Annotated in this window: 25 protein-coding genes and 1 tRNA gene; 9 read left to right on the top strand and 17 right to left on the bottom strand. The window is 44.5% G+C overall.

What is annotated here, in order from left to right; genetic code table 11:
* Window positions 1-24: 24 nt before the first annotated feature.
* The 11 genes from flgJ to CDZ87_RS11940 form a co-directional block, all read right to left on the bottom strand.
* Window positions 25-933, bottom strand: a complete 909-nt coding sequence (gene flgJ, locus CDZ87_RS11990; protein ID WP_100753767.1) for a flagellar assembly peptidoglycan hydrolase FlgJ — start codon at window positions 931-933, stop codon at window positions 25-27.
* A gap of 11 nt (window positions 934-944) precedes the next feature.
* A complete protein-coding gene (locus tag CDZ87_RS11985; protein ID WP_100753766.1) occupies window positions 945-2,036 on the bottom strand; it encodes a flagellar basal body P-ring protein FlgI in 1,092 nt (363 codons plus the stop codon).
* Between the two features lie 66 nt (window positions 2,037-2,102).
* A complete protein-coding gene (flgH, locus tag CDZ87_RS11980; RefSeq protein ID WP_100753765.1) occupies window positions 2,103-2,882 on the bottom strand; it encodes a flagellar basal body L-ring protein FlgH in 780 nt (259 codons plus the stop codon).
* A 21-nt stretch (window positions 2,883-2,903) separates the two neighbouring features.
* Complete coding sequence (gene flgG / locus CDZ87_RS11975) at window positions 2,904-3,692, bottom strand: flagellar basal-body rod protein FlgG (RefSeq protein WP_100753764.1); 789 nt, start codon at window positions 3,690-3,692, stop codon at window positions 2,904-2,906.
* 20 nt (window positions 3,693-3,712) lie between these two features.
* Window positions 3,713-4,462 carry a flagellar basal-body rod protein FlgF gene (gene flgF / locus CDZ87_RS11970; RefSeq protein ID WP_100753763.1) on the bottom strand — a complete coding sequence of 250 codons (750 nt, stop codon included), beginning with the start codon at window positions 4,460-4,462 and terminating at the stop codon, window positions 3,713-3,715.
* Between the two features lie 220 nt (window positions 4,463-4,682).
* Entirely contained in the window at window positions 4,683-5,987 is a 1,305-nt protein-coding gene (flgE, locus tag CDZ87_RS11965) for a flagellar hook protein FlgE (RefSeq protein WP_100753762.1), read from the bottom strand.
* Window positions 5,988-6,030: 43 nt separating this feature from the next.
* Window positions 6,031-6,741 (bottom strand): flagellar hook assembly protein FlgD, encoded by a 711-nt coding sequence (gene flgD, locus CDZ87_RS11960; RefSeq protein ID WP_100753761.1) that lies wholly within the window; start codon window positions 6,739-6,741, stop codon window positions 6,031-6,033.
* Window positions 6,742-6,751: 10 nt separating this feature from the next.
* Complete coding sequence (gene flgC, locus CDZ87_RS11955; RefSeq protein ID WP_100753760.1) at window positions 6,752-7,168, bottom strand: flagellar basal body rod protein FlgC; 417 nt, start codon at window positions 7,166-7,168, stop codon at window positions 6,752-6,754.
* On the bottom strand, window positions 7,169-7,567 hold the full coding sequence (gene flgB, locus CDZ87_RS11950; RefSeq protein ID WP_100753759.1) for a flagellar basal body rod protein FlgB: 399 nt from the start codon (window positions 7,565-7,567) through the stop codon (window positions 7,169-7,171).
* 243 nt (window positions 7,568-7,810) lie between these two features.
* Window positions 7,811-8,638 (bottom strand): protein-glutamate O-methyltransferase, encoded by an 828-nt coding sequence (locus CDZ87_RS11945; protein ID WP_100753758.1) that lies wholly within the window; start codon window positions 8,636-8,638, stop codon window positions 7,811-7,813.
* Window positions 8,639-8,650: 12 nt separating this feature from the next.
* On the bottom strand, window positions 8,651-9,577 hold the full coding sequence (locus tag CDZ87_RS11940; RefSeq protein ID WP_100753757.1) for a chemotaxis protein CheV: 927 nt from the start codon (window positions 9,575-9,577) through the stop codon (window positions 8,651-8,653).
* A gap of 76 nt (window positions 9,578-9,653) precedes the next feature.
* Here CDZ87_RS11940 and flgA point away from each other — a divergent pair, with 76 nt between their 5' ends.
* The 3 genes from flgA to CDZ87_RS11925 all read left to right on the top strand — a co-directional run bounded on the left by flgA (window position 9,654) and on the right by CDZ87_RS11925 (window position 11,250).
* Entirely contained in the window at window positions 9,654-10,400 is a 747-nt protein-coding gene (flgA, locus tag CDZ87_RS11935) for a flagellar basal body P-ring formation chaperone FlgA (protein WP_100753756.1), read from the top strand.
* Between the two features lie 80 nt (window positions 10,401-10,480).
* Window positions 10,481-10,807 carry a flagellar biosynthesis anti-sigma factor FlgM gene (gene flgM, locus CDZ87_RS11930; RefSeq protein ID WP_100753755.1) on the top strand — a complete coding sequence of 109 codons (327 nt, stop codon included), beginning with the start codon at window positions 10,481-10,483 and terminating at the stop codon, window positions 10,805-10,807.
* 17 nt (window positions 10,808-10,824) lie between these two features.
* Window positions 10,825-11,250, top strand: coding sequence for a flagella synthesis protein FlgN (locus tag CDZ87_RS11925; RefSeq protein WP_100753754.1), 426 nt, complete (start codon window positions 10,825-10,827; stop codon window positions 11,248-11,250).
* Window positions 11,251-11,323: 73 nt separating this feature from the next.
* Here CDZ87_RS11925 and flgP read toward each other — a convergent pair whose 3' ends face one another.
* Window positions 11,324-11,755 carry a flagellar assembly lipoprotein FlgP gene (gene flgP, locus CDZ87_RS11920; RefSeq protein ID WP_100753753.1) on the bottom strand — a complete coding sequence of 144 codons (432 nt, stop codon included), beginning with the start codon at window positions 11,753-11,755 and terminating at the stop codon, window positions 11,324-11,326.
* 8 nt (window positions 11,756-11,763) lie between these two features.
* Window positions 11,764-12,399, bottom strand: a complete 636-nt coding sequence (locus tag CDZ87_RS11915) for a FlgO family outer membrane protein (RefSeq protein ID WP_100753752.1) — start codon at window positions 12,397-12,399, stop codon at window positions 11,764-11,766.
* Window positions 12,400-12,562: 163 nt separating this feature from the next.
* On the opposite strand from CDZ87_RS11915, the gene CDZ87_RS11910 reads away from it, so the two are divergent.
* The 3 genes from CDZ87_RS11910 to CDZ87_RS11900 all read left to right on the top strand — a co-directional run bounded on the left by CDZ87_RS11910 (window position 12,563) and on the right by CDZ87_RS11900 (window position 14,450).
* Window positions 12,563-13,696: a flagellar assembly protein FlgT gene (locus tag CDZ87_RS11910; RefSeq protein WP_100753751.1), complete on the top strand. Its 1,134-nt coding sequence runs from the start codon at window positions 12,563-12,565 to the stop codon at window positions 13,694-13,696.
* A gap of 51 nt (window positions 13,697-13,747) precedes the next feature.
* Window positions 13,748-13,824: transfer RNA gene (locus CDZ87_RS11905), tRNA-Arg, on the top strand.
* Window positions 13,825-13,943: 119 nt separating this feature from the next.
* Complete coding sequence (locus CDZ87_RS11900) at window positions 13,944-14,450, top strand: Fe3+-citrate ABC transporter substrate-binding protein (RefSeq protein ID WP_100753750.1); 507 nt, start codon at window positions 13,944-13,946, stop codon at window positions 14,448-14,450.
* A 104-nt stretch (window positions 14,451-14,554) separates the two neighbouring features.
* Here the strand turns inward: CDZ87_RS11900 and gltX are convergent, their stop codons facing one another.
* Window positions 14,555-15,982 carry a glutamate--tRNA ligase gene (gene gltX / locus CDZ87_RS11895; RefSeq protein ID WP_100753749.1) on the bottom strand — a complete coding sequence of 476 codons (1,428 nt, stop codon included), beginning with the start codon at window positions 15,980-15,982 and terminating at the stop codon, window positions 14,555-14,557.
* A 265-nt stretch (window positions 15,983-16,247) separates the two neighbouring features.
* On the opposite strand from gltX, the gene CDZ87_RS11890 reads away from it, so the two are divergent.
* Window positions 16,248-18,944, top strand: a complete 2,697-nt coding sequence (locus tag CDZ87_RS11890; protein WP_100753748.1) for a heavy metal translocating P-type ATPase — start codon at window positions 16,248-16,250, stop codon at window positions 18,942-18,944.
* Between the two features lie 10 nt (window positions 18,945-18,954).
* Window positions 18,955-19,395, top strand: coding sequence for a DUF411 domain-containing protein (locus CDZ87_RS11885; protein ID WP_100753747.1), 441 nt, complete (start codon window positions 18,955-18,957; stop codon window positions 19,393-19,395).
* Between the two features lie 33 nt (window positions 19,396-19,428).
* Here CDZ87_RS11885 and hemH read toward each other — a convergent pair whose 3' ends face one another.
* The 3 genes from hemH to htpG form a co-directional block, all read right to left on the bottom strand.
* Window positions 19,429-20,385 (bottom strand): ferrochelatase, encoded by a 957-nt coding sequence (gene hemH, locus CDZ87_RS11880; protein WP_100753746.1) that lies wholly within the window; start codon window positions 20,383-20,385, stop codon window positions 19,429-19,431.
* Window positions 20,386-20,515: 130 nt separating this feature from the next.
* Window positions 20,516-21,160, bottom strand: coding sequence for an adenylate kinase (gene adk, locus CDZ87_RS11875; protein WP_100753745.1), 645 nt, complete (start codon window positions 21,158-21,160; stop codon window positions 20,516-20,518).
* A gap of 311 nt (window positions 21,161-21,471) precedes the next feature.
* The gene (gene htpG / locus CDZ87_RS11870) at window positions 21,472-23,376 is read right to left on the bottom strand and encodes a molecular chaperone HtpG (RefSeq protein ID WP_100753744.1); all 1,905 of its coding nucleotides are present in this window, start codon (window positions 23,374-23,376) and stop codon (window positions 21,472-21,474) included.
* 263 nt (window positions 23,377-23,639) lie between these two features.
* Between htpG and CDZ87_RS11865 the strand changes: the two genes are divergently transcribed.
* Window positions 23,640-24,497: a winged helix-turn-helix domain-containing protein gene (locus CDZ87_RS11865; RefSeq protein WP_100753743.1), complete on the top strand. Its 858-nt coding sequence runs from the start codon at window positions 23,640-23,642 to the stop codon at window positions 24,495-24,497.
* Window positions 24,498-24,505: the final 8 nt, after the last annotated feature.

Raw genomic sequence — 24,505 nt, 5'->3', positions numbered from 1 at the left:
AAACTCACCATCAGGTGAGCTTGATTACATTTGATCAATACGTGCTTTGACACTTAATACTTTATCGGCATAAGCGGGATCCGTGGCGTACCCCGCTTGGTGGATACCGCGAATAAACTGTTCATCATTTCCACCGTGGTGTAGCGCCGTAGTGTAACGTGGGTTTTTGTTGAGAAAACGCACATAATCATTAAAGCTCTCTTCATAGTTAGCGTATGCACGGAACGCAGCACTCTCTTTAACCGGAACCCCTTGATGGTATTCTAGTGTTTGTGTCGCCACCTTATCGCCGTTCCAGCTTCTATCCGCCTTAATGTTGAATAAATTATTGCTGCTACCACGTGAATTATTGAGCACTTTTTGTCCCCAGCCCGTTTCTAATGCTGCTTGTGCCAACAATAAAGAAGAATCAACGCCAAGTGCACGCGCCGCTTTTTCCGCGTAAGGTTTCATCGAGGTAACGAAAGACTCCGGTGAATCAAAGTGGGACGACTGAACTGGCTCTGATTGGCTTATGGTAGTTGTGCGCACTCTTTCGTCACGAACCGTATCAACTTTAGCCATTAAAGCTTCAAAGTCCGTATCACGGCTGTTAGCGTTTTCATTTTCAATATTACCCGAGGTCAATTGAGCGACGATCATATCAGCAAGGCCAAGAGATCCCGAGGCACTAAGTTCAGACGACATCTGTTCATCCATCATCTGACGATAAAACTGCTGATTCTGACTATCCATCAATCCTGACTCAAATGTCGAGTTCGCATCGCGCATCGATTTAAACAACATCGAAGTAAAAATCGCTTCAAACTGCTTAGCCGCAGCGCTTAGTGCCGCCTCTTCTCCGCCGTCTTGATCATTAACGGCTTGCTTACGCAGCTTATCTAAGCTTGAAATGTCATGGATAAATCCAATATCGTTACCATTGTTTATCATCTTACTGTTCCTTAGATAACAATCAATTGTCCTTCAATCGCGCCTGCTTGCTTTAATGCTTGCAAAATCGCCATTAAGTCTGAAGGGGCGGCACCAACTTCGTTGACAGCACGTACTAGGTCGTCCAAGGTCAGACCTGGTTCAAACTTGAACATTTTCCCTTGCTCTTCTGTCACTTCGATATCGGTATCTGGAACCACAACCGTCTCACCGCCGCCAAACGCATTAGGTTGGCTGACATTTAAGTTCTCTTTAATGGCAACTGTCATTCCACCATGAGTGACCGCTGCAGGTTTAAGTCGAACATGTTTACCAACTACGATGGTGCCAGTACGTGAATTAACAATAATTTTTGCTGCGCCATCGGCGGGATTAAACTCTAGATTCTCTATCGCCGAGAGAAAAGCCACACGTTGGGTCACATCACGCGGTGCGCGCACTTTCACTGACGTCGCATCGACCGCTGAAGCCATTTGAGGACCAAGGAAATTATTCACTGCATCAGCCATGCGTTGAGCAGTGGTAAAATCAGAGTCGAGCAAATTGAACGTAATGTAATCACCACGACTAAATGGCGTTGGTATTTCTCGCTCGACAATCGCACCATTAGAAATCATCCCTGCCGTAGGGTTATTACCCACAATCTTGGAACCATCAGCGCCAGTCGCGCTAAAGCCACTCACCACAAGATTACCTTGCGCGACGGCATAGATTTGCCCATCGAGACCTTTAAGCATTGTTTGCATTAAAGTGCCGCCACGTAAGCTTTTGGCTGCACCAACGGACGAAACGGTAACATCAATAGTCTGGCCTTGCTTAGAAAATGCCGGTAACTCTGCTGTCACAATCACGGCCGCCACGTTCTTTGTTTTAGGCTTCGTACCTGGTGGTAATTGAATGCCGAATTTTTGCAACATGGCATTAAAGCTTTGATCAGTAAAAGGTGTACTCTCGCCGGTACCCGGCAGACCAGTAACTAAGCCATAGCCGACCAATTGGTTACTACGTACTCCGGCGATCTGCGCAACATCTTTAATTCTCGCAGCCTGCACGGAAGTGGCGATAAGCAACCAACTGGTAATAAGGAGCAAACACTTTTTCATAATCTTACCTATTCTCTCACCTTTGCCGTGTTTCACTGCACGCCAAAAAAGCGGCATCACAGGGCGTTATAGAGAGACATTAAAGAATCGTGCCAAGAAGCCCGGCTCTTGCATATCTTGTTGTGTACCAGAGCCAGAATACTGAATTCTTGCGTTAGAAATACGGGTAGACGCAATGGTGTTTTCATAATCAATATCATCAGGGCGAATTGTGCCACTAAGGCGAATGTATTCATCTCCGGTGTTTAAGGTTAGCCATTTCTCGCCGCGAATCACTAGGTTACCGTTACCCAAAACTTCAATCACTTCGACCGTGATTGAGCCTGATAGACTGTTACTTTGATTGGCCGCAGCACTACCGCTAAATTTATTGTCGTTACTTAAGTTGTATGAGAAATTGTAGTCGCCCAAGTTAAGTTGCTGGCCACCGACTTCAAGTGGATCCATAGAAGCATCGTTGTTTTTTGACAGATCCGCATCCGAACTTTTGGCCGCTTTGGTCTGTTCGTCCAAAGTGACGGTGATAATATCGCCAATACCACGCGGCTTATAATCATCATACAAACTACTGGTACTGGCAGTATTAAACAGTGACCCCGTTTCTGCCGCATAATGCTCAGGTCGATGTTTTGGGTGAATCGGCGCCCAGGCCGGGTCTCCGGAAACGGGATCGGTCCGGCCACGTAAAGCGTCTATCATTCCAGAACTATCTTGATCTGATTTATCACCTTCAACCGCATCAACATTCGTTGTACCTTGAACGATATCCGGAGCCTCAATCGGCGGTTCAAGCATGGAACAACCAGACATTACTGCAACTAAAACTAACGCAAGTAATCTGTTCATAATGTGATCTCCATAGTTGCGTTATAGCTGTTGGTTGACAAAGCTCATCATTTTGTCGACGGCTGAGATGACTTTAGAGTTCATTTCGTAGACACGTTGCGCTTCGATCATATTCACTAACTCTTCAGTGACATTCACATTTGAGGTCTCGAGCATTGATTGTCTGACCTCACCAAAACCGTCCAAGCCAGGTACCCCTTCTTGTGGGTCGCCACTGGCCCCTGTTGGTAGGTACAAGTTCTGCCCGATTGGCTCTAACCCCCCGGGGTTAATGAAATCTACAGTGGCAATCTGACCGACAACTTGGTTATCTTGCTGCCCACGAACTCGTACTGAAACTTCACCGTCATTACCAACGGTGATACTGATGGCATCGTCTGGAATAGCAATCTCTGGCTCAAGGGAGTAACCCGCCCCTGACGTAACCACGACACCTTCATCGTTGACGGTAAACTGACCATTACGTGTGTAACCGATATTGCCATCGGGCATCAGAATTTGGAAAAAACCATCGCCTTCAATCATCATATCGAGGCTGTTGTTGGTCGTTTGAGTGTTGCCCTGTGTGTGGACTTTTTGTGTCGCAACTACTTTAGAGCCCGCACCTAACATTAAGCCCGTTGGTAGCTCGGTATTTTGCGATGATTGACCACCTGGCTGATTGATATTTTGATAAAACAGATCTTCAAACACAGCGCGGCTTTTTTTGAAACCGATCGTGGAGGCGTTCGCTAAGTTGTTTGAAATCGTTGAAATATTGGTTTGCTGGGCGTCTAAGCCCGTTTTACTAACCCACAATGCCGGATGCATAACCTTCTCCTAAATATCTATTAGCTCATACGAAGCAAAGAGTTCGACGCTTTGTCCATCTCTTCTGCTGTGCTCATCATTTTCACTTGCATTTCAAACTGACGTTGCAAGTCAATCAGGCTCGTCATTTCGCCAATGGCGTTGACATTACTGCCTTCAATTGCCCCTGTGAGCAGTTTGACACCGGCATCTGCTTCGTATGCCGCATTAGGATCTTTGGCGCGAAATAAGCCATTGATATCTTTGAATAGTGATTGATTATTGTTGCGAGTTAACTTGATGCGGTCGACAACTTCAATCGCATCGGCCGGAGCACCTTGTGGCACAACAGAAATAGTACCGTCGTTGCCGATCTCCACTTTGCTGATTGGAATCGGTAAGGTAATCGGAGCCCCTGTTTCGCCCAGCACTAAATTACCGTTACCATTAGTCAGTAGGCCATTAGCACTAATAGTGAAGTTACCATTACGTGTAAGACCCTCTTTCCCCGTCTTATCCATCACGGCAATCCATCCCTCACCTTGAATTGTGACATCGAGATCACGCCCCGTGGTGATCACGCTGCCTTGTTGAAAATTATGGCCCGGGCGTTCTGTCATGCTAAATACACGGCTCGGAAGACCTTCGCCATACGCCTGCATAGAGCGCGCTTGCGCCAAATCAGCACGGAAACCCGTGGTACTGACGTTCGCTAAGTTGTTGGCTCTAAGCTGCAACGCTTGCATATTTTGCTTGGCGCCGCTCATTGCTAGAAACAGTGCACGATCCATAATTTGCTCCAAAAATCACTATTCACAATGATACAAGCAATAGGCATGCCAATTTAATTATCTCTTTATTTCAAGTGCTTAGTTGCAATGCGGCAAGTTTCAATGATGATAAGAGGAAGGTATGTTGCCATTGGCGGCAACAATAGAAAGCTGATGTTTGCCACCAGCTTCTATGTACTGCGAAATATTTCTGTACTGCGAAATATTACTCGCATAATAATTAGCGAATCTGCAGGATGTTTTGCTGTGTTTGGTTATGTACTTCTAGTGAACGAGAGTTTGCTTGGAAGTTACGTTGAGCAGAAATAAGATCGACTAACTCTTGAGTCATATCAATGTTTGACTGCTCAAGTGTGCCACTGCTGATAGTACCGAACGAGCCTTTATTTGATTCCCCCCAGACCTTAGCACCAGAGAACTGCGTGGAATCCCATTGAGTACCGCCTTTCTTATCCAGGCCTTGCTCATTGGCGACACGTACTAAAGAAACTCGACCTAGGACGATGTTCTCACCGTTAGAGTAAGTTCCAAGTACGCTGCCGTTTTCATCAAAGTCAACCTTAGTTAAAAAGCCAGTTGTTGCACCGTCTTCATCGAACTTCGTTAACTCAAAGGGCGCGGCAAACTGAGTCGCACTGTCTAAACCAAACGATAATGTTTGATTGATGTCAGCGCCGTTGAGTTCAACAGGGTTTGCTCCAGCACCTAATGCTTCTGAAACAATATTTTGACCGTTATTCAAACTTGCTAGCGTACCATCGTTGTTGAACTTCATGGTGTGTCCCACATGCCCCGTTGGCGCAGTGGCATCACCGCCAACGATGTTCAAAGGCTTCTCACCAGCACTGTCCGTTACCGTATAGAAAGTCTGCCAGGTGTTTGGTTGAGTCTGATCTTTGAGGTAGTAAGTCGTCAACTTGTACGACTGACCCATAGAGTCGTAAATCGTTGATGACGTTGAACGGTTGTATGTTTCAGGATCGGAATAATCGAACAACGTAGGATCTTTGAGATCGCCGCTAGCTGGCAAGTTAACGCCGACATCAATATTTGATGTTTGCTTTGGTTTACCAAATTCTTTGGGAATATTAATTGGTGATGGTTCGTAGGAAAGTACATCACCTGTGTCTTTGTTTACCTGATAACCCAGTAGGTACTCGTCATTAGCCGTGACCATATAGTTATCTTTGTTAAGGTGAAACGCACCATTACGCGTAAGCTCGTTAGTCGTTGGCGTCAAGCGGTCTTTCGCTACAGCAAAAAAGCCCGTACCACCAATACGCAAGTCCATTGGGTTATTGGTGTAAACACTTGACCCTTCATGAAACTGCTGAGCAACAACAGCGGCTTGTACACCTTGACCTGGCGTGGTTTTCGCGTGAGTAAAAAGTGAATTCGAGTACACATCGCCAAACTCAGCACGTGACTCTTTAAAGCCGAATGTGTTCGCGTTCGCAATATTGTTACTGGTCGTGTTCAGATCTAACTGAGCTGCGGATAAACCGCTTAGTGCAACATATGACATTCCAAAATCTCCTATCTAGCTAGCGTATCTACTTTGTAACGAGTTACGCTTTGCCAACTTCTAGTACTTCAGCAAGTCGAACTGGCGACTCGAAGCCAGCCAGATTGAGTAGTACGTTACCATCGCCTTTACCTAACAGGACGCTATTGACGTTTGCATAGGTCGAAACCTCAAACTCTTTCGCTGCTCCGTCGAGCAAACCCGCGGCTTTCACCTTGTATTTGCCAGCCGGCAATGGATTACCGTTTTGATCTTTTCCATCCCATTCAACGCGGCTATCACCTGGAGGCTTAGAGCCAACGTCAAAAGTACGAACTAACTGACCCATTTGGTCTTCGATTCTCACCATCAGGTTATCAACCGCCTGTGGAAGTTTGACCATGGCAGCCATACTGCCATTATCTTTTTTCACCCCTGCCGCGCCTGGAACCAATACATCACGTCCGACTAATGAAGACGCTTGCAGCGCTTGGTTTGAGGTCATTGATGCGTTGAGCGTTTCGAACTGATTGTTCATTTTGCCAATACCATCAACGGTCGCGAACGACGCCATTTGCGCAATCATTTGGTCATTACTAACCGGCTTAAATGGGTCTTGCTGGGCAAGTTGCTTAGTGAGTAGCGATAAGAAATCTTCTTGTTTAAGATCTTGCTTACCCGTTGTCTCATCTGGCTTATTCTTGTCCTGAAGCTGTTTAAGCTGATCAATATAAGACAAGCTACTTGGACCAACATTATTAATGTCTCCGGCCATACTCTATCTCCTATTGACCCATCTGCAGCGTACGCAGCAGCATTTGTTTACTTGAATCTGCAACTTGAACATTCGTTTGGTAAGAACGAGAAGCAGAGATCATATTCGCCATCTCTTCCATTACATTGACGTTGGGCTTGTATATGTAGCCTTCGTCATTTGCAAGAGGATGCTCAGGGTTGTACTCCGCACTCAGCGGCTTATCACTTTCGACAATACCCATCACTTTTACTGGCACGCTATGGTCGCGGCCATACTTTGCCTGACTTAACTCAGCACCGAATACCGCATGACGCGCTTTATAGGTATCTTTTGCAGAGCTCGAAATACTGTCTGCATTGGCCAAATTGCTCGAGGTCGTATTTAGACGAACAGATTCAGCGCTCATGGCAGAACCAGTTACATTGAATACATTAAATAAGCTCATCTAGTTACTCCCTTTTAAAGCTTTCGTTAAGTTCTTGAATTTGCTTCCTAAGAAGTCAAGTGAAGCTTGGTGACGAATTTGGTTCTGCATAAACAAGTTACGTTCGAGATCCACATCTACCGTGTTACCATCACCAGTGTCTGGCTGGGTAGGAAGACGATACATCACTTCACCTGTCACCCGAGTAGAGGCAGGAATATGCCGACTATCAGTACGGCTAAGTCCAATACTTGCCTCTGATGTTGCCGCTTGCAGCGCCTTTTGAAAGTCCATTCCTTTAGACTTATATCCAGGTGTGTTCGCTTGAGCAATATTGGTGGAAATCACCTCAGCATTGCGCTCGCGAACGCCCACCGTGTATTGGTGGATACCTAATGCATTGTCAAAAGAAATAGCCATGTTGACCTCTACTCAAAGAACTGACCGTTACTATAAAAATAAAAGCAATTTACATACCAACTTTAAATATCTATTCAGTTTTCTTTCTGTGATTGATGTGAGCAATAACTGCGCCAACTTCATAATGTCGTAATTTAGTTCATAGTGTTAGGAATGACTGACTAGAAGGGGATAGAGGGTCAACTAAAGCACAAACAAAACGCCCAGCAGATTTACTGGGCGTAATAACAAGATAACGATAGTTTACTTCAGCTTATAAATGATACCCGGGTTACAGCGCACCATGTCAAAACGATCAGTCAACCCAGTGAGTGATTCAGAAGCACCAAGTAATAGATAGCCTCCAGGGTTAAGACTATTGGCCATTTGATTTAATACTTGAGATTTCATATCTGGTGAAAAATAGATCAGTACGTTACGACAAAAGATAATGTCAAACTTACCAAGTAATGCGTAGCTGTCCATCAAGTTTTGTGGCCGGAAGTTAACCAAGCGCTTCACGTTATCTTTTACTTTCATACGTCCATCCCCGGCATCTTCAAAGAATTGACGTCGACGTTCAGGAGAGAGGCCTCGACCGAGAGCAAGATTGTCATACACTCCTGCTCGGCACATATCCAACATACTGGCAGAAATATCCGTCGCAGTAATCGACACGCTTGGCAGCATACCCGGCTTACGCTGTTGAGTTTCCAGTATCGTCATTGCTATTGAATAGGGCTCTTGGCCTGAAGAGCTTGCTGCCGACCAAATTTTTATCGGGCGTTTGTTTGCCGCCACTTCCGGCAACAGCTTATTCGCTAAGACTTCAAACGGATAGGTATCACGAAACCATAGAGTCTCGTTGGTTGTCATGGCATCCACAGCGGCAACACGCAGTTCACGATTACGCCCAGTAACAACATCTCTGAGCAAATCTGACAATGAGGTTAACTTGAACTTAGTTACCAGTGGACTTAAACGACTTCTCACTAAGTATTGTTTGCTATCGCCAAGAACAATACCGCACTGTGACTCTAAAAAGCGGCTGAAATCACGATATTCTTGATCGCTTATAGTTATCGCTGTCATTAATGTCTCTTTTTATTTTGTAAGTGCAGCTTTTACTGCATTACCAAGCTCATCTGGATTAAATTTGGCTATAAATGCATTCGCACCAACTCGCTCCACCATCGCTTGGTTAAATACACCACTTAGTGATGAGTGCAGAATAACATAAAGGTCTTTAAGAGCAGGATTACGTCTTATTTCTGCTGTTAATGTATAGCCATCCATTTCTGGCATTTCAATGTCGGAAATGACCAACGAAATCTGTTCGTAGATACTGCCTTCGGCCGTCATTTCCATTAATTTTTCGTAAGCTTGTTTGCCATCAATTACGGCAACAGCTTCAAACCCCAGTGATACAATCGCACGTTCGACCTGTTTACGGGCAACAGTTGAGTCATCCGCAATCAAAATACGGCGAACAATCTCTTTTTCTGTTTGCACCTGAGCGATCTCTTCACCAATTGACGCATCCATAGTTTCATCAACTGGTGCGATTTCTGCAAGGATCTTTTCAACATCAAGAATTTCGACTAACTCGTTATCGATATTAGTAACCGCGGTTAAATAATTCGATTTACCTGCACCATCTGGAGGAGGAAGAATCGCCTCCCAATGCATGTTGATGATACGCTCAACCGAGGTAACCAAAAAGGCTTGAATCGTGCGGTTAAACTCAGCAATCACAACAAAAGCTTTTTCAACATCAGTGGTCGGCCTGCCGCCAACCGCCAAACTTAAATCGATAACTGAAACTGTATGGCCTCGTATATGAGCCACCCCTTTAACAAGACGATGTAAGTTTGGCATTAAAGTGAGCTTAGGGCACTGCAGAACCTCTTTTACTTTAAATACATTTATTCCATAACGCTGGCGTCCCATTAAGCGAAACGTTAGGAGTTCTAATCGGTTTTGACCGACGAGTTGCGTACGCTGATTCACTGAATCAAGAATACCCGTCATAAGCTCATCTCCATCTCAAACTTCATGCAAAAAAATGGTAGTCTACTTTACGCCATGAAAACAGATGAGAAAAAGAATGAAACATCCTAAATCGACCTTCTGCTCATTATTCATAACTAATTGTAGAGCTTTCTATAAAAAGTTTTATAAGTCTATCGGCTTTTTGTTCTTTTTCTTTAGTTTTACAGCAACATCTGCAACAGAAGATCAAATCAAGAACATTCAACTAGCTGCACAAGAGTACATACTTTCCACTGTTGAGTGGCCTACCGGTGGTACACTTGAAGCTTCTGCCGCCAATATTGACTCTCGGATCTTCGCAACCGATTGCCCAACAGGCCTTAAAACTTCGTCTTCTTCTAGTAATCCTAGCGCAAGTAACATTACTGTGCTCGTCGAATGTTTAGATGAAGACTGGAGAATTTATGTCCCTGTGCGTTTGACCCGTACTGGTCCTCAAGTCATATTGACCACCGCGCTATCGCGAGGGCAGCTTATTTCGCCACAAGATGTCACTATTAGTATGGTAGACCTGCAACGCTTTAGGCGGCAAGGCTTTTCCTCAATTGACGCCGTCATTGGCGCAAAAACAAAGAAAAACCTTCATTCAGGTGACATTATTGAAGAGCGTGATATTTGCGTGGTGTGCCGCAGTGAAACCGTGACCATTAAAGCAACCGGATCGGCCATGACTATCACCACAAAAGGGGTCGCACTCACAGATGGCTCACTCGGTGAGCAGATAAGAGTGAAAAATAGCAAATCTAACCGTATAATTGAGGGACGTGTAACTGGAGTTTCTGAAGTGACAGTGGTCTTTTAGTTGAATAAAAAAAAGCTAAAGTTTAGGCTGTAATAGTCGATATTGACACTACAAACATCTATCTTCAAAAAGGCTCAACTATGGCAGGTATTGATAACGTACGTTCGGGACAACCTCTCTCTACTACTTCAACGAGAGGTTCCGTGCGCAACAACAGTGACAGCAGTCCAACCAGTGGCTCTGACTCCACGAAAAAGTCTAATGTCGCACAAGAAGATGCCGTTTCACTTAGCTCACAGGGTAAGGCAATGGGTGAAATGCATACTCAAATGGCTGCCCAACCTAGCTTTGATCAGGCAAAAATTGCGGCGATAAAAGAAGCGATTTCAAACGGTTCTTATACTGTAAACCCTGAAAAACTCGCGGACAACATGATGAAATTTGAAAAAGAGTTCGGCGGGCTATAACCTCAAGAGCATAACTTATGGCGGCACTATTAGGATTAATCGAGTTTCAATATAAAAGCGCTCTAGAATTGAGTGATATTCTTGCGCAAGAAAAACAAGCGATTGCCAACCGAGTGTCGAAAGATATTGAGCTCATTGCCAAGCAAAAAGTCACCTTGATTGAGCAACTTCAAACCACAGATGAGCGTGTTCGTCGCCATCCTGATGTAGATAGCCTAACCACGGATCAAGAGTTGAGCCCTCTTGTTGATAAAATCCGTGAACTCATCAGCGTATGCCAACAAGAAAATGACATCAATGGCCAAGCATTGCAGCGAGCACAACTTAGTTTTAATAAACTCAATAATATGATGCAACAGTCGCAAGGCAAACTAGGTATGACTTATACCGCTGAAGGCCAAACTAAGAACGTAACAACCTTGGGCACGAACATCAAAGCTTAAATCAGATTGATACCGATAACAAAAAAGCGGCAATTATGATTGCCGCTTTTTTGTTATCGAAGAGAGAAGATATTTAGAACAGGGTTTGTTGCCGTTTTTCTGGAACTTGTTGTACTTCACCGTAATCGCGCAACTTATTCATTTTCTGGATATCAAGACGTAACTCTGTGACATAGCTGTCACCAACTTTATAGCTGCGCACCACTTCAGCGCCACGAATCACACCATCCACAGCGCCAGAGGTTAATTCCGTACCTAAACGTTGATCTCTTAAATCAGCCCGGCCACTGACGCGCATACCATAAACTTGTTCTGCTAATTCTCGGTATGCATCAATCTTAGAAGCTCGCATCGCGCGCACTTGCTTTTCTTCTTCATTGCGGCCGATCTGCTCACCGATGCTGGCATAGCCCACCGCCGTCAGAAAATCATCCGGACGCATGTTATTCAATGGCTGACAACCAACCATGAACAATACCACCGCTAAGAGAAATAGTTTTTTCATGTTACCACCTATGGACGCAATATAACCGTGTAAGGTTGAGTAATAGTTGGGTCTGAACGGATAAGTACACCATCTTGAGTACGAATACTATTGAGCGTATCTAGATCTCGACCAATACGATCTGCAGGTAGGAAGCCTTGCGCTGTTGCAACAACCACTCGCGATTGCATACCCACCACACGAGCATTAACTAACACCCCTCCTTCTTGACGTAGCATGGTGCCAGTCAATACATATTGGATATCTTGTTCTTGAGCGAGATCTTTCCAATCGCGGCTAAATGCGAAATCACCCTGATGTGTCACTTGAATCGACCCTGTGGTTTTAAAATCGATCACTTTAAATCCGCGACGTTGGAATTGATGGATAAACCCTTCCGAGACTGAATTACCCAACCAGTTACTTGCATCCATATTCTGCAAATCGACAAAAGAGGTCACGGCAATCGGTGTCCGTGCCGAAACACTCGAATTGGAGATCATTAAATCTTCCGTCAAGCTCTCTACAAAGAAGTCAAGAGTATGACGCGGACTCTCCATCAGCATAAATTGTGAGCCAGCATAAGGTTCTTTACCATTATAAATTGGAGCATAGGCACAAGCAGTGAGAAACACCACAGGCACTAGCAATAGCCATTTTTTCATTCTCTAATCTCCGATACATTAAGGCTTAAAATGTCGAATCTTTTAGCTCTCATCTAAAAGTGGAACATTCCTTGCTTTTCAAACTATGTAATCGTTTTGAAAGGCAACACCTAAATCCGCTAATATCTAACAAGCAAAAAATGAACCAACTTGGTAAATAAACATGGAAAAATCTCTACTTATCTTGTTATCAACTTTTTATGTCAGTTTGTGGAGTCAAGTTGCATCTGCGGGTTGGTATGAAGTCACAGGCTCGGCCACAATAGTCTCTTCTGAAGAGGTTGCCCGTATCCATGCACTAGAGGATGCGCTGTATAAGGCTGTCAGTTTCTCTGGTGCCGATATCGGCAGTATTGCCAACATACGTCCAATACTAGAGAGTAACCGTAACGAATACCAATTTACTAATAGCGAAATACGCTACATTGTGGTCGATGAACAGAGAAAACGTCGCAACACTATGTTTGTCAAAGCACGTATCGACATTTATCCATCGGCAACGGGTTGCCACGTCAATCAGTATAAAAAGACATTTTTGGTCGGCAACGTTGATATTGCCTCACCTCAACAAGCGGTTATGGGCCAGATTTATGATATTGGAGATGATTTTGCTAACATCATCAACCGCCAACTCGACCAAGAGTCTGTCAACTTTGTCTCAGTCGGAACCACTGACTTTGAGATAGATAAACGTAACCCACAGCGTCTGAAAATGATCGCACAAGATACGGGGGCTCAGTACATTATTGGTGGTGTCATCACCGATCTAACCGCAACCATTGACAGTAAATTGCTTAGCAGTGATGTTATCAACCGTCAGTTTGCTCTTGAAATGACTGTCTACGATGGTAAAACCGGTAACGAAGTTTACAACCGAAATTACCGCGAGGTCGCAAGTTGGCCCTTTGCGAAAACCAGCCAAGTTGATACACGAAGTGCGCGCTTTTGGGCCTCGACTTACGGCAATATGATGCTGCGAGTCAGTCGTAACATCATGCTTGATTTAGAGGCGGAAATATCTTGCAAAATTACCCTACCGCAAGTCGTCGCCAAATGGGGCAACACTATCACTATCGATTTAGGCCGTGTTCATGGTGTCGAGCAAGGCGATACCTTGCAGCTTTGGCATACCGGTTCATTTATCGACCAACGTGGCTTACCGCGCAACAAAGTAACCGCTACGGATATTACATTGACCGTTTCACGTGTCTACGAAAATGAAGCGGAACTGATCGTAGATCAAGCCGAGCTTGCAGGTAGCATTCAAATTGGCGATGTTATGCACAAACAAATGTAAAAACATGAACAGTGCTTAACTTATTCTTTAAATTCAGTATTATAACAATACGCTCTCGTGGCACAGCTGGATAGCGCGGCCCCCTCCTAAGGGGCAGGTCACAGGTTCGAATCCTGTCGGGAGCGCCAAAGATGAAAAAGGTCAGAAATGTCTCTCATTTCTGACCTTTTGTTTTTCTTATCTTCACCATCGAGTAAGATTCATCTAAAATGGTAGTAACAAAGTTATCGATAAACTGAAATGAATTATGAAGAAAAGTAATTTGGAAACCAACACAGGTCACCGTTTTATCTCCAAAGCAAAGACTGCGTTTAAAATTCATATTCATACGCCTTCTGATACCGTTTTACATCGTTCTGTAGGCTATATCCGTATTGGGGAAGAAAAAGGCCTGAAGAAAGCAATAAAGTTACGCAATGAACTTGGTAGCGAAATGTGGGGGAAATTTTGGCGCCGGTTACTGAAAGACCCTTACTTAATGACTCGCCTTCCCCACTCTATTGAACCTAAGATAATTTTTAAGCCCAGACCAACCAAAGAAAGCCCTAATGCTAAAGATGAGTGTTACATCGCGGCATGGCGCAACTATGATGAAAATGGCAAATTGATTTATAGAAGCGTAGTCTGTTCGATTAAAAAACATGGACGACTTGCCGCTTATACTAAGACCAAAAAAGCACTGCTCGAGGCCAACAAAGGGAACTTGGAAATTTTAGAATTTATGGGGCGATTAAACAGCATTGATCTTAAGTAACCGTCTCATTACGTAAAATCCTTGGTGCTATAGCAATCGAACCGATAGAGAATGTTTAAAACCGCAGAAAAAGCTGCGGTTTTAAACAAATATTACAGGCTCGGTTAAGCGTTGGCTTCACGCTCAGCAATGAAATCAAGCGCCATCTTAATACGAGCGATACAACGCTCTTTACTTACCAGCTCCATCACGGCATCGACAGATGGCGATTGACCACCACCGGTAACCGCAACGCGTAGGGGCATACCGATTTTACCCATGCCAATGTCTAACTCTTCACAAACCACAGCAATCACATCTTGTTTGATATTATCGGTTGTCCAATCAGAGAGTGCCTCTACTTTTGCAAGTGCTAGTTCAAGAGGCTCTTTTGCCACACCACGTAGATGCTTCTTCGCTGCGCCCGCTTCAAACTCAGCGAAATCTTCGTAGAAGTAACGAATTTGCTCAACTAGCTCTACTAACGTGTTGCAACGCTCACCAACTAACGAAATCACATCAGTAATCGCCGGCCCGTTAGTTACATCGAGTTTCTGCTGTTCTAGGTGCCATTGCAGGTGCTCTGCAACGTAGGCAGGATCTGAGTTTTTGATGTAGTGGTTGTTCAACCACTGTAGCTTTTCAGTATTAAACGCTGATGCCGACTTAGAGACAGCGTTTAGGCTAAATAGGTTAATCATCTCTTCTTGAGTGAAAATCTCTTGGTCTCCATGAGACCAGCCTAGACGCACTAAGTAGTTGTTCAGTGCCGCAGGTAGGTAGCCCATATCACGATACTGCATCACTGATACCGCACCATGACGTTTAGACAGTTTGGCACCATCGTCACCGAGAATCATTGCACAGTGTGCGAATGTAGGAACAGGTGCACCGAGCGCCTCATAGATATTGATTTGGCGAGGGGTATTGTTGATATGGTCTTCACCACGTACAACGTGAGTGATGCCCATATCCCAGTCGTCAACTACAACACAGAAGTTGTAGGTTGGAGAACCATCGGTACGACGGATGATTAAATCATCCATTTGGCTGTTGTTGATTTCGATACGACCACGGATTTGGTCATCAAAAATGACACTGCCTTCTTTCGGATTACGGAAACGGATAACACATGGATCGCCATCTTTCGCCGCTTCGTTTGCCGCTTTAATTTTTGGGTGATTTGCATCGTAACGAGGCATCTCTTTGTTGGCTTCTTGCTCGGCACGAACGTCGTCTAGCAGCTCTTTAGATGCGTAACATTTGTAGGCTTTGTCTTCTGCTAGCAGCTTATCAACCATCTCGTTGTAACGATCAAAGCGTTGAGTCTGGAAGTATGGGCCTTCGTTCCACTCAAGACCTAGCCATTCCATCCCTTCTAGAATCGCATCGACCGCTTCTTTAGAGTTACGCTCAAGGTCAGTATCCTCGATACGTAGAACAAATTCCCCACCTTGGTTTTTCGCGTATAGCCAAGAGTAAAGTGCAGTACGTGCACCACCAACGTGAAGGTAGCCTGTCGGGCTAGGAGCAAAACGAGTTTTAACCGTCATGTAAAATACCTTGATTGTCTAAATGACCGCATCCTCAACATAAAAGATAAGTGATGCCAAAATTGCGCGTTATTTTAGCACTGATATGCAAATCTACAATCTTTGTCATCATTTAAGTTTGGAACAATCCAATCACGTGCCTAGCCAAACGCCTTATAAATCATGATGCACACAGGGGTATTATTATTCTTTTAGCTAAATGGCTTGACCTTACCCTTGCGGTAAGGTTTACGCTTAGCAAAAGTAACGTTTTCGAGGTGATGTGATGACTAAGTTTGATATTCCCCTATCAGGGCTCAACTGCATGGGATGTGCAAGAAAAGTAGAACGGGTAATGCTTGCTGATCACCATGCAAAAATTCTTGATCTATCTCCTACTTTTATCTGTCTGGAAAGCAATAGCACACTGAAAGCCTTAGTTGAGTCGATTGAGGCGTTGGGATATCAAGCAGGTCATCATTATCACTTCTCTCTTCAGGGACTTAACTGTGGCAAGTGTGTGGCAAAAGTAGAAAATGCACTCACCGACGACAGTGCCAATATACAATTTAGTGTGACGAAAACAGATCTTGAGATTACAACGCTCAATGATGCAAACTCAATTAAACAGGTGATTCACTCGCTTGGTTATCAAGCCGATGAACAACCCGTTGTTGAACCCAACATTAAACCCAGCATTGAACCAGCAGATACAGTGACACCACCAGATAACAAAGTGAATTCACCGCTCGCAACGCAACCGCTACATTTACTTATCTCAGGAATGACATGTGCAAGTTGCGTATCTTCGGTAGAAAAAGCGCTGGTTTCGGTCACAGGCGTAGAGCGAGCTCAAGTTAACTTGGCCGAGCAGAGCGCATTGGTGTTTGCCTCATCTGAACGTGATGAGTTGATCTCGCCGATAACCGATGCCATTCAACAAGCAGGTTATCAAGCTCAAGTGGTCGATGACCCTGCTACCCAACAACAAAAGCAACTTGAACAGCAGCAAATCGTTCAAAGTGGACACAAACAGAGTGCTATCCGTGGAATACTGATTGGTGCGCCATTAATGCTTTGGGGGATTTTCGGCGGCAATATGATGATCCGCAACAGCAATGACCAACTCGCTTGGGGTGCTGTGGGCATGCTTTGCTTGTGGTTATTGGCAACCGCTGGACGTTCATTTTTCACTAATGCATGGCAAGCGCTCACTCACAAACGCGCCACAATGGACACCTTAGTTGCACTCGGGACAGGTGCCGCATGGCTATTCTCTATGTTGGTGGTCGTTTTTCCTCAATGGTTTCCGCTTGCTTCACGCCACGTCTACTTTGAAGCCAGTGCGATGATTGTCGGCCTGATCTCTTTAGGCCATTATATCGAAGCTAAAGCAAAAGCGAAAACGACTCGCTCTTTGCAGTCACTCATTAATTTACAGCCACAGACAGCCACCCTCGTTTCTGAACAAGGGGATCAAGAGATCGCCATTGATGCCATTACTGTTGGCATGACTCTAAGAGTCAAACCGGGCGAAAAAGTCGCGGTTGATGGCGAAGTATTATCTGGCGACTCTTACCTCGACGAATCAATGCTCACAGGTGAACCACTCCCTGTAGCCAAATCTCAAGGTGATACTATTTCAGCCGGGACCATCAATCAAGATGGCGCACTGCTGTTCAGAGCCACAGGGGTTGGCAGTGACACCATGCTATCGAGAATTATCAGTATGGTTCGCCAAGCACAAAGCAGTAAACCTGCTATTGCCAAACTTGCCGATCAAATTTCAGCCGTGTTCGTGCCCGTGGTCGTCATGATTGCGCTGGTTGCAGCATCGATTTGGTTTGCAGTCGGACCTGAACCCAAAGCCAGTTATATGTTAGTGGTGGTAACAACCGTGTTAATTATTGCTTGTCCTTGTGCGCTTGGCTTAGCGACACCACTTTCAGTAACCGTTGGCGTCGGCAAAGCGGCTGAAATGGGTATTTTGATTAAAGATGCGGATGCTCTGCAATCAGCCAGCAAAATAGATATGGTGGTGTTTGATAAAACGGGAACCTTGACTCAAGGCAAACCAGCGGTGGAAGACCTGTTCTGTGTTAATGTTGATAGTGATCGCTTACTCTCGATTGCCGCCTCTGTCGAACAGTATTCTGAACATCCTCTGGCAAAAGCGATCGTCCAAAAAGCTCAGCAGCAAAAACTTAGTTTCGTTGAATCAAACAATTTTGATAACCGCCGAGGTCAAGGTGTAGTGGCACAAGTTGGCCGTCAACAAGTTACCATTTGCTCGGTCAGTTTTGCCAAGCAACAACAATGGGATCTTAGTCAAATTGAACCACCGCTTAAACGCTATCTTGCCAATGCATGGACTCCAGTGATTGTTGCAGCGGATCAGAACATTATCGGGATTATCGCAATAGCCGACCCGCTCAAAGCAGATGCCAAGCTAGCCGTTGATCGTTTAAAAGCCAGCAAGATCATCCCTGTAATGTTAACTGGTGATAACCAAGCTGTCGCTGAGGTCATCGCAACCCAACTCGGTATCGAACGTGTCATCGCGCAAGTGCTACCCGATGAAAAAGCGCACCATATCGAGCAACTGCAAAAAGAAGGACATTGCGTGGCTATGATTGGTGATGGCGTTAATGACGCACCTGCACTTGCACTTGCTGATATCGGCATTGCCATGGGCAGCGGCAGTGACGTTGCCATTGACAGTGCGCAGATGACTCTCCTCAACTCTTCTCCGTTAGCGGTAATGAAAGCGATCGAATTGTCTAAGGCAACGGTAAAAAATATGAAACAGAACTTATTTGGTGCCTTTGTCTACAACTCATTAGGTATTCCGATCGCTGCTGGGGTGCTTTACCCAAGCTTTGGTTTCTTACTGAGCCCTGTGATTGCCGGAGCGGCGATGGCGCTCTCTTCCATCACGGTCGTGAGCAACGCTAACCGTTTACGATTATTTAAAACTTCTTAGGAATGACTATATGAATAAAAAACTTTTTGCTTTGGCAGCACTCGCTGTGCTATCTGGCCAAGCGATGGCAACTGATGTACTCAACCATAAATCACCATACTGCGGTTGTTGCAGCGATTGGACCAAGCATATGCAAGAGGCTGGCTTCAACGTTGAAGAAAAGCTGCATGACAACATGAATCCGATTAAACAAAAGCTTGGTATCACACCAGAGCTCGCCTCATGCCACACTGCAGAGATCGATGGTTACGTGTTCGAAGGTCACGTTCCAGCACAAGACATCAAAGCCTTTTTAGCCAATCCGCCCCGTAATGCGCAAGGTTTGGCTGTACCAGGAATGCCGATGGGTTCACCTGGAATGGAATATGGTGATAAGCAAGACGAGTACTCGGTTTATGCCTTTAATCAGCAAGGCCAAATGTTTGAATACCGCCATTATAAAGCAAAATGATCGCATTAAACCCAGTTTACACTGGGTTTTAACTTAAGGTTTGACCAGCTCCGCCATCATCTCAATATGCAGCTCATCATCATTTAAACACGGGATATAAGTAAATTTCTCCCCCCCTTTTTCCATAAAGATCTCACGGCATTGATCGGAAATTTCTTCGAGAGTTTCCAAACAATCAACGGAAAAAGCAGGAGCGATAATATCGAGATTCTTAATACCTTTATCTGGTAATGTCTCTAGCGTTTTGTCGGTATAAGGTTGTAACCACTCTTCACGTCCAAAACGCGACTGGTAAGTCATACCAATTTGGTTGGGAGCCAATTCAAGCTCTCGCGCCAATAATGTCGTTGTACGATCACAATGCTGCGGATACACATCACCATTATCAGCATAACGTTTAGGAATACCATGATAAGAACACAGTAGGTAATCGCCTTTACCGTTCTTTTCCCAAGAGCGTCTGACACTTTGAGCAAGTGCTTTGATGTACATGGGGTGTTGGTAGTAATCTCGGACAAACCGATAGCCAGGCATGACAGGCATATTTTTAAACGCTTTAGTCAGGCCATCAGAGACTGCTGCGCTCGTCGTTCCTGAATATTGCGGGTATAAGGGCAGTACGATGACATCTTCTACCCCTTGTAATAACAAGGCTTCAAGACCAGATTGCAAACTTGGATTGCCGTAAGTCATCCCCACTTCAACAGGAAGCTCGATCTTGCGAGCAAGCTTATTCGCCTGTCTCTTCGAGTAGACCATTAGAGGCGAGCCTTCTTCCATCCATACACTTTGATAGAGCTTCGCCACTTTTGGCGCACGAATGGGCAAAATCACACCATGTAAAATCGGGCACCATAACCAGCGAGTCATATCCACAACACGCTTATCATGGAGAAACTGGCTTAAGAAACGCTTGACTGCAGGGGCTGTCGCTTCATCCGGTGTGCCCAAATTCACTAATAACACACCTTGTTTTTTATGATTTTGCATAGCTTCCTATCAACACAGAAATGAGTGGTTACGTAACGAAGAGTCTTATCGATCAACGTACAGCAATAAAAAAGCGACCTATGCAGGTCGCTTTTACTATAACAAATTTTCCAAGTTCACGCTTAGCGAATTATGCCAGTGCTTTCTCGATATCTGCACTAACTTCAGTCACTTGCTTAGTACCATCAAACTTAAGGTACTGAGTGTTACCCGCTTGTGCTTCTTTACCGTAGTAATTAATTAGCGGTGCGGTTTGTTCGTGGTAAACACCAAGACGAGCACGTACGGTTTCTTCTTTGTCGTCATCACGGACAACTAAGTCTTCACCAGTTACGTCATCTTTGCCTTCCACTTTTGGCGGATTGAACACAACATGGTAAGTACGACCTGAAGGTAGGTGAGCACGACGACCAGCCATACGCTCAACAATAACGTCATCAGCAACGTCAAATTCGATCACGTAGTCTACTTCGACACCCATCTCTTTCAGACCATCAGCCTGTGGGATCGTACGAGGGAAGCCATCAAGTAAAAAACCTTTTTCACAGTCATCTTGAGCAATGCGTTCTTTGATCAGGCCAAGGATAATTTCATCCGAAACTAGTTGACCAGCGTCGATAACAGATTTTGCTTTTTTGCCAAGTTCTGTACCTGCTTTGATAGCCGCACGTAGCATGTCACCGGTAGAGATTTGTGGAATACCGTATTTCTCCATGATGAATTGAGCTTGTGTGCCTTTACCTGCACCTGGAGCACCTAGAAGAATGATGCGCATGTTGAATCCTCTTAAGATAATGATGTTTTATACCGAAGCTCACTATGTCAGGCCGTGGCTTTAACGCGGCTCACGGTAAGTTTCGGTATAATTATTTTCGGTTAACAATAAAACAGGCGTGCACATTACACGCCTGATCGTTTCGTTTCAAGATTGCATTCTACCATACAAATTGAAGACCGAGAGCGAATTACGACTAAAGAATGCTTAAACACTCACTATCATCTGCAACATCGCGGGGTTTCATTCACAATTAATGCAATTAAACCAAAAAGCTCGCAAGATGCGAGCTTTTTGAGTCTTTTAGGTTATTAGCCCTTAGTCAAAAGGGTATTGATGGCGCCAAGGAACTGAGACGGATCTTCCATCGAACCACGTTCAGCTAACATTGCTTGGCCGAGTAACACTTCAACCCAACGACCAAAAGCTTCCTCGTCCGCTTCGTCCGCCATACGCTTAACCAATTGGTGCTCCGGGTTAATTTCGAAAATGTACTTCACCTCTGGTGCGGCTTGACCTGCCGCTTCAAGTAGCTTGGCCATTTGTGTGCCCATTTCGAAATCGTCAGTTACTACTACTGCAGGGGTTGTCGCAAGCTTGAAGGTTGTACGCACCTCTTTAACACGGTCACCTAGATAGGTTTTAGTGCGCTCAACAACTGACTTGAATTCTTCTTCTGTCTCTTTGCGTTTTTCTTGCTCAGCTGCATCTTCAAACTTGCTCAGATCAAGACCCGCTTTAGTAATCGATTGGAACGACTTACCATCGAACTCAGTGAGGTAATTCATCAACCACTCATCAATGCGATCAAACATCAAAATAACTTCGATGCCTTTGGCTTTAAATTGCTCTAAGTGAGGGCTATTTTTTGCCGCTGCATAGCTGTCAGCCGTGAGGTAGTAGATCTTATCTTGACCTTCTTTCATACGTTCAACATACGAAGCAAGGCTCACCGTTTGATCTGCTGAATCAACTTCTGTTGATGCAAAGCGCAGTAGACTAGCAATTTTCTCTTTATTGCTCATGTCTTCAGCAGGGCCTTCTTTCAACACCAAGCCAAACTCTTTCCAGAATGATTGGTATTTGTCTTCATCATTCTTGGCGATTCGTTCCAGCATGGTCAGCACGCGTTTGGTACATGCATTACGTAGCGACTGAGTCACTTTGTTATCTTGCAGGATTTCACGTGATACGTTAAGCGGTAGATCGTTAGAGTCAATCAAGCCACGAACAAAACGTAGATATGACGGCATAAATTGCTCGGCATCATCCATGATAAACACGCGCTGTACATAAAGCTTCAAACCTGATTTATGATCGCGGTTCATCATATCCCATGGTGCTTTCGCTGGGATGTAAAGCAGACTAGTGTAATCGTTCTTACCTTCAACGCGGTTATGACTCCACACCAGTGGATCTGCAAAATCGTGTGACACGTGTTTATAAAACTCTTGATACTCTTCGTCTGAGATATCTGCTTTGTTACGAGTCCAAAGCGCTTGAGCCTTATTAATTTGCTCCCACTTTTTCTCACCCGTTTCGTTGCCTTCTTCATCGCGCTCTGCGGTCTGAATAGCAACAGGAATTCCGATATGATCTGAGTATTTACTGATCACTTCACGCAGACGCCACTCGTTAAGGAATTCTTTGCCGTCTTCGCGCATGTGAAGAATAATGTCCGTGCCACGCGACTCTTTATTGATGTCTTCAATCGTGTACTCACCTTCACCGGCAGAATGCCATTGTACCGCTTGATCCGCTGGCAAGCCCGCTGCGCGAGTACGCACCGTTACCGCATCAGCAACAATGAATGCTGAGTAGAAACCAACGCCAAATTGACCAATCAGTTGCGAGTCTTTTGATTGCTCATCTGACAATTTCGAGAAAAATTCAGCGGTGCCTGATTTTGCGATTGTCCCTAAATGTTCAATCACATCATCACGACTCATACCAATACCATTATCAGAAATGGTCAGTGTATTTGCCGTTTCGTCGAAGGCAAGTTTAACGCCAAGTTCAGCATCACCTTGATAGAGGTCAGGATTAGACAACGCTTGGAAGCGCAGTTTGTCAGAAGCGTCAGACGCATTAGAAATCAGCTCGCGCAGGAAGATCTCTTTATTTGAGTAAAGAGAGTGAATCATTAAATGAAGTAATTGCTTAACTTCAGACTGAAAGCCACGAGTTTCTTTATTGTGGGTAACGGTTTCGCTCATGATAACTCCATAAGTACTTTACATATCAAGCCAATAAGTTAATTACTCTAATTTGCTATTGACTCTAATCCGTACATTAACATGAGGGTGACAAATGTAAATTCAAGGTCAACAAAGATAAAAACAGTGTTTTTTTATTTTTATTTTGACTATTCTTGACACCTTAAAAATCAAAAAAACATAAACTAGCTGTTTAACGGCAATAAACTGAGCTTTCGAGTAGCTTGCTCCCCTGAAACTTTTAATAAAATGGCTATAGATTGATGAGTAACATAGGTACTAAATTTAATCTTGCAAACAGATTTACCTTTGATCCCAACACCAACTCTCTTATGGATAAAGAGAGCAATAACGAGCTTATCCGTCTAGGAAGTAACGAAAGCCGTATTCTGCTACTAATGTGTGAAAAACCGAGTGAAATAGTTTCACGCAACGACCTGCACGACTTTGTTTGGCGCCGGCAGGGGTTTGAAGTTGACGATTCAAGCCTCACTCAAGCTATCTCTACGCTACGTAAACTACTTAACGATTCAACTAAATCCCCAATGTACATCAAAACCGTACCAAAACGCGGTTACCAACTCATTTGTACTGTCGATCGTGTTACGCCATTAATGAGTGGGGACAATAAAGCGGAAGACATGACACCGAGTGACGATGCTGCTCATGACATGACAGTAGTGAGTAAAGAGAGCGCGGTTAAAGTGCCACCAGCAGCACCAGAGCAAAGACCAGTGTCAGTACCTTCACCGAAGAAACCTACCATGGCGTTATTAACCAAAGTAATGCTGATTGTGGCTATTTTCCTGCCTATTTGCGTGGTTCTGTTAACCAACCCAGCCGAGTCAAAATTCCGTGACATCGGTATTTATGATAATACTCCCGTTAAAACACCACTCAATCATCCTGATCTCACTCAGTGGTACCCATCGATCGAACAATGCATTAAGCAATACAATAAAAATCATCAAGGTGCGCTTACCCCAATAGAAGTGATTGCAACGGGTGGGCAAAATAACCAACTCATTCTTAACTATATTCACTCTCCAACAAACTCTGGAGAAAACATTACGTTACGCATCGTTACCGAGCAACAAAACCTGGGTAAAGTCTGCAACTAGGAAACCAC

The sequence above is a fragment of the Vibrio salilacus genome (assembly GCF_002811245.1).
GTDB lineage: Bacteria > Pseudomonadota > Gammaproteobacteria > Enterobacterales > Vibrionaceae > Vibrio > Vibrio salilacus.
This window is presented reverse-complemented; position numbering and strand designations above follow the sequence as displayed.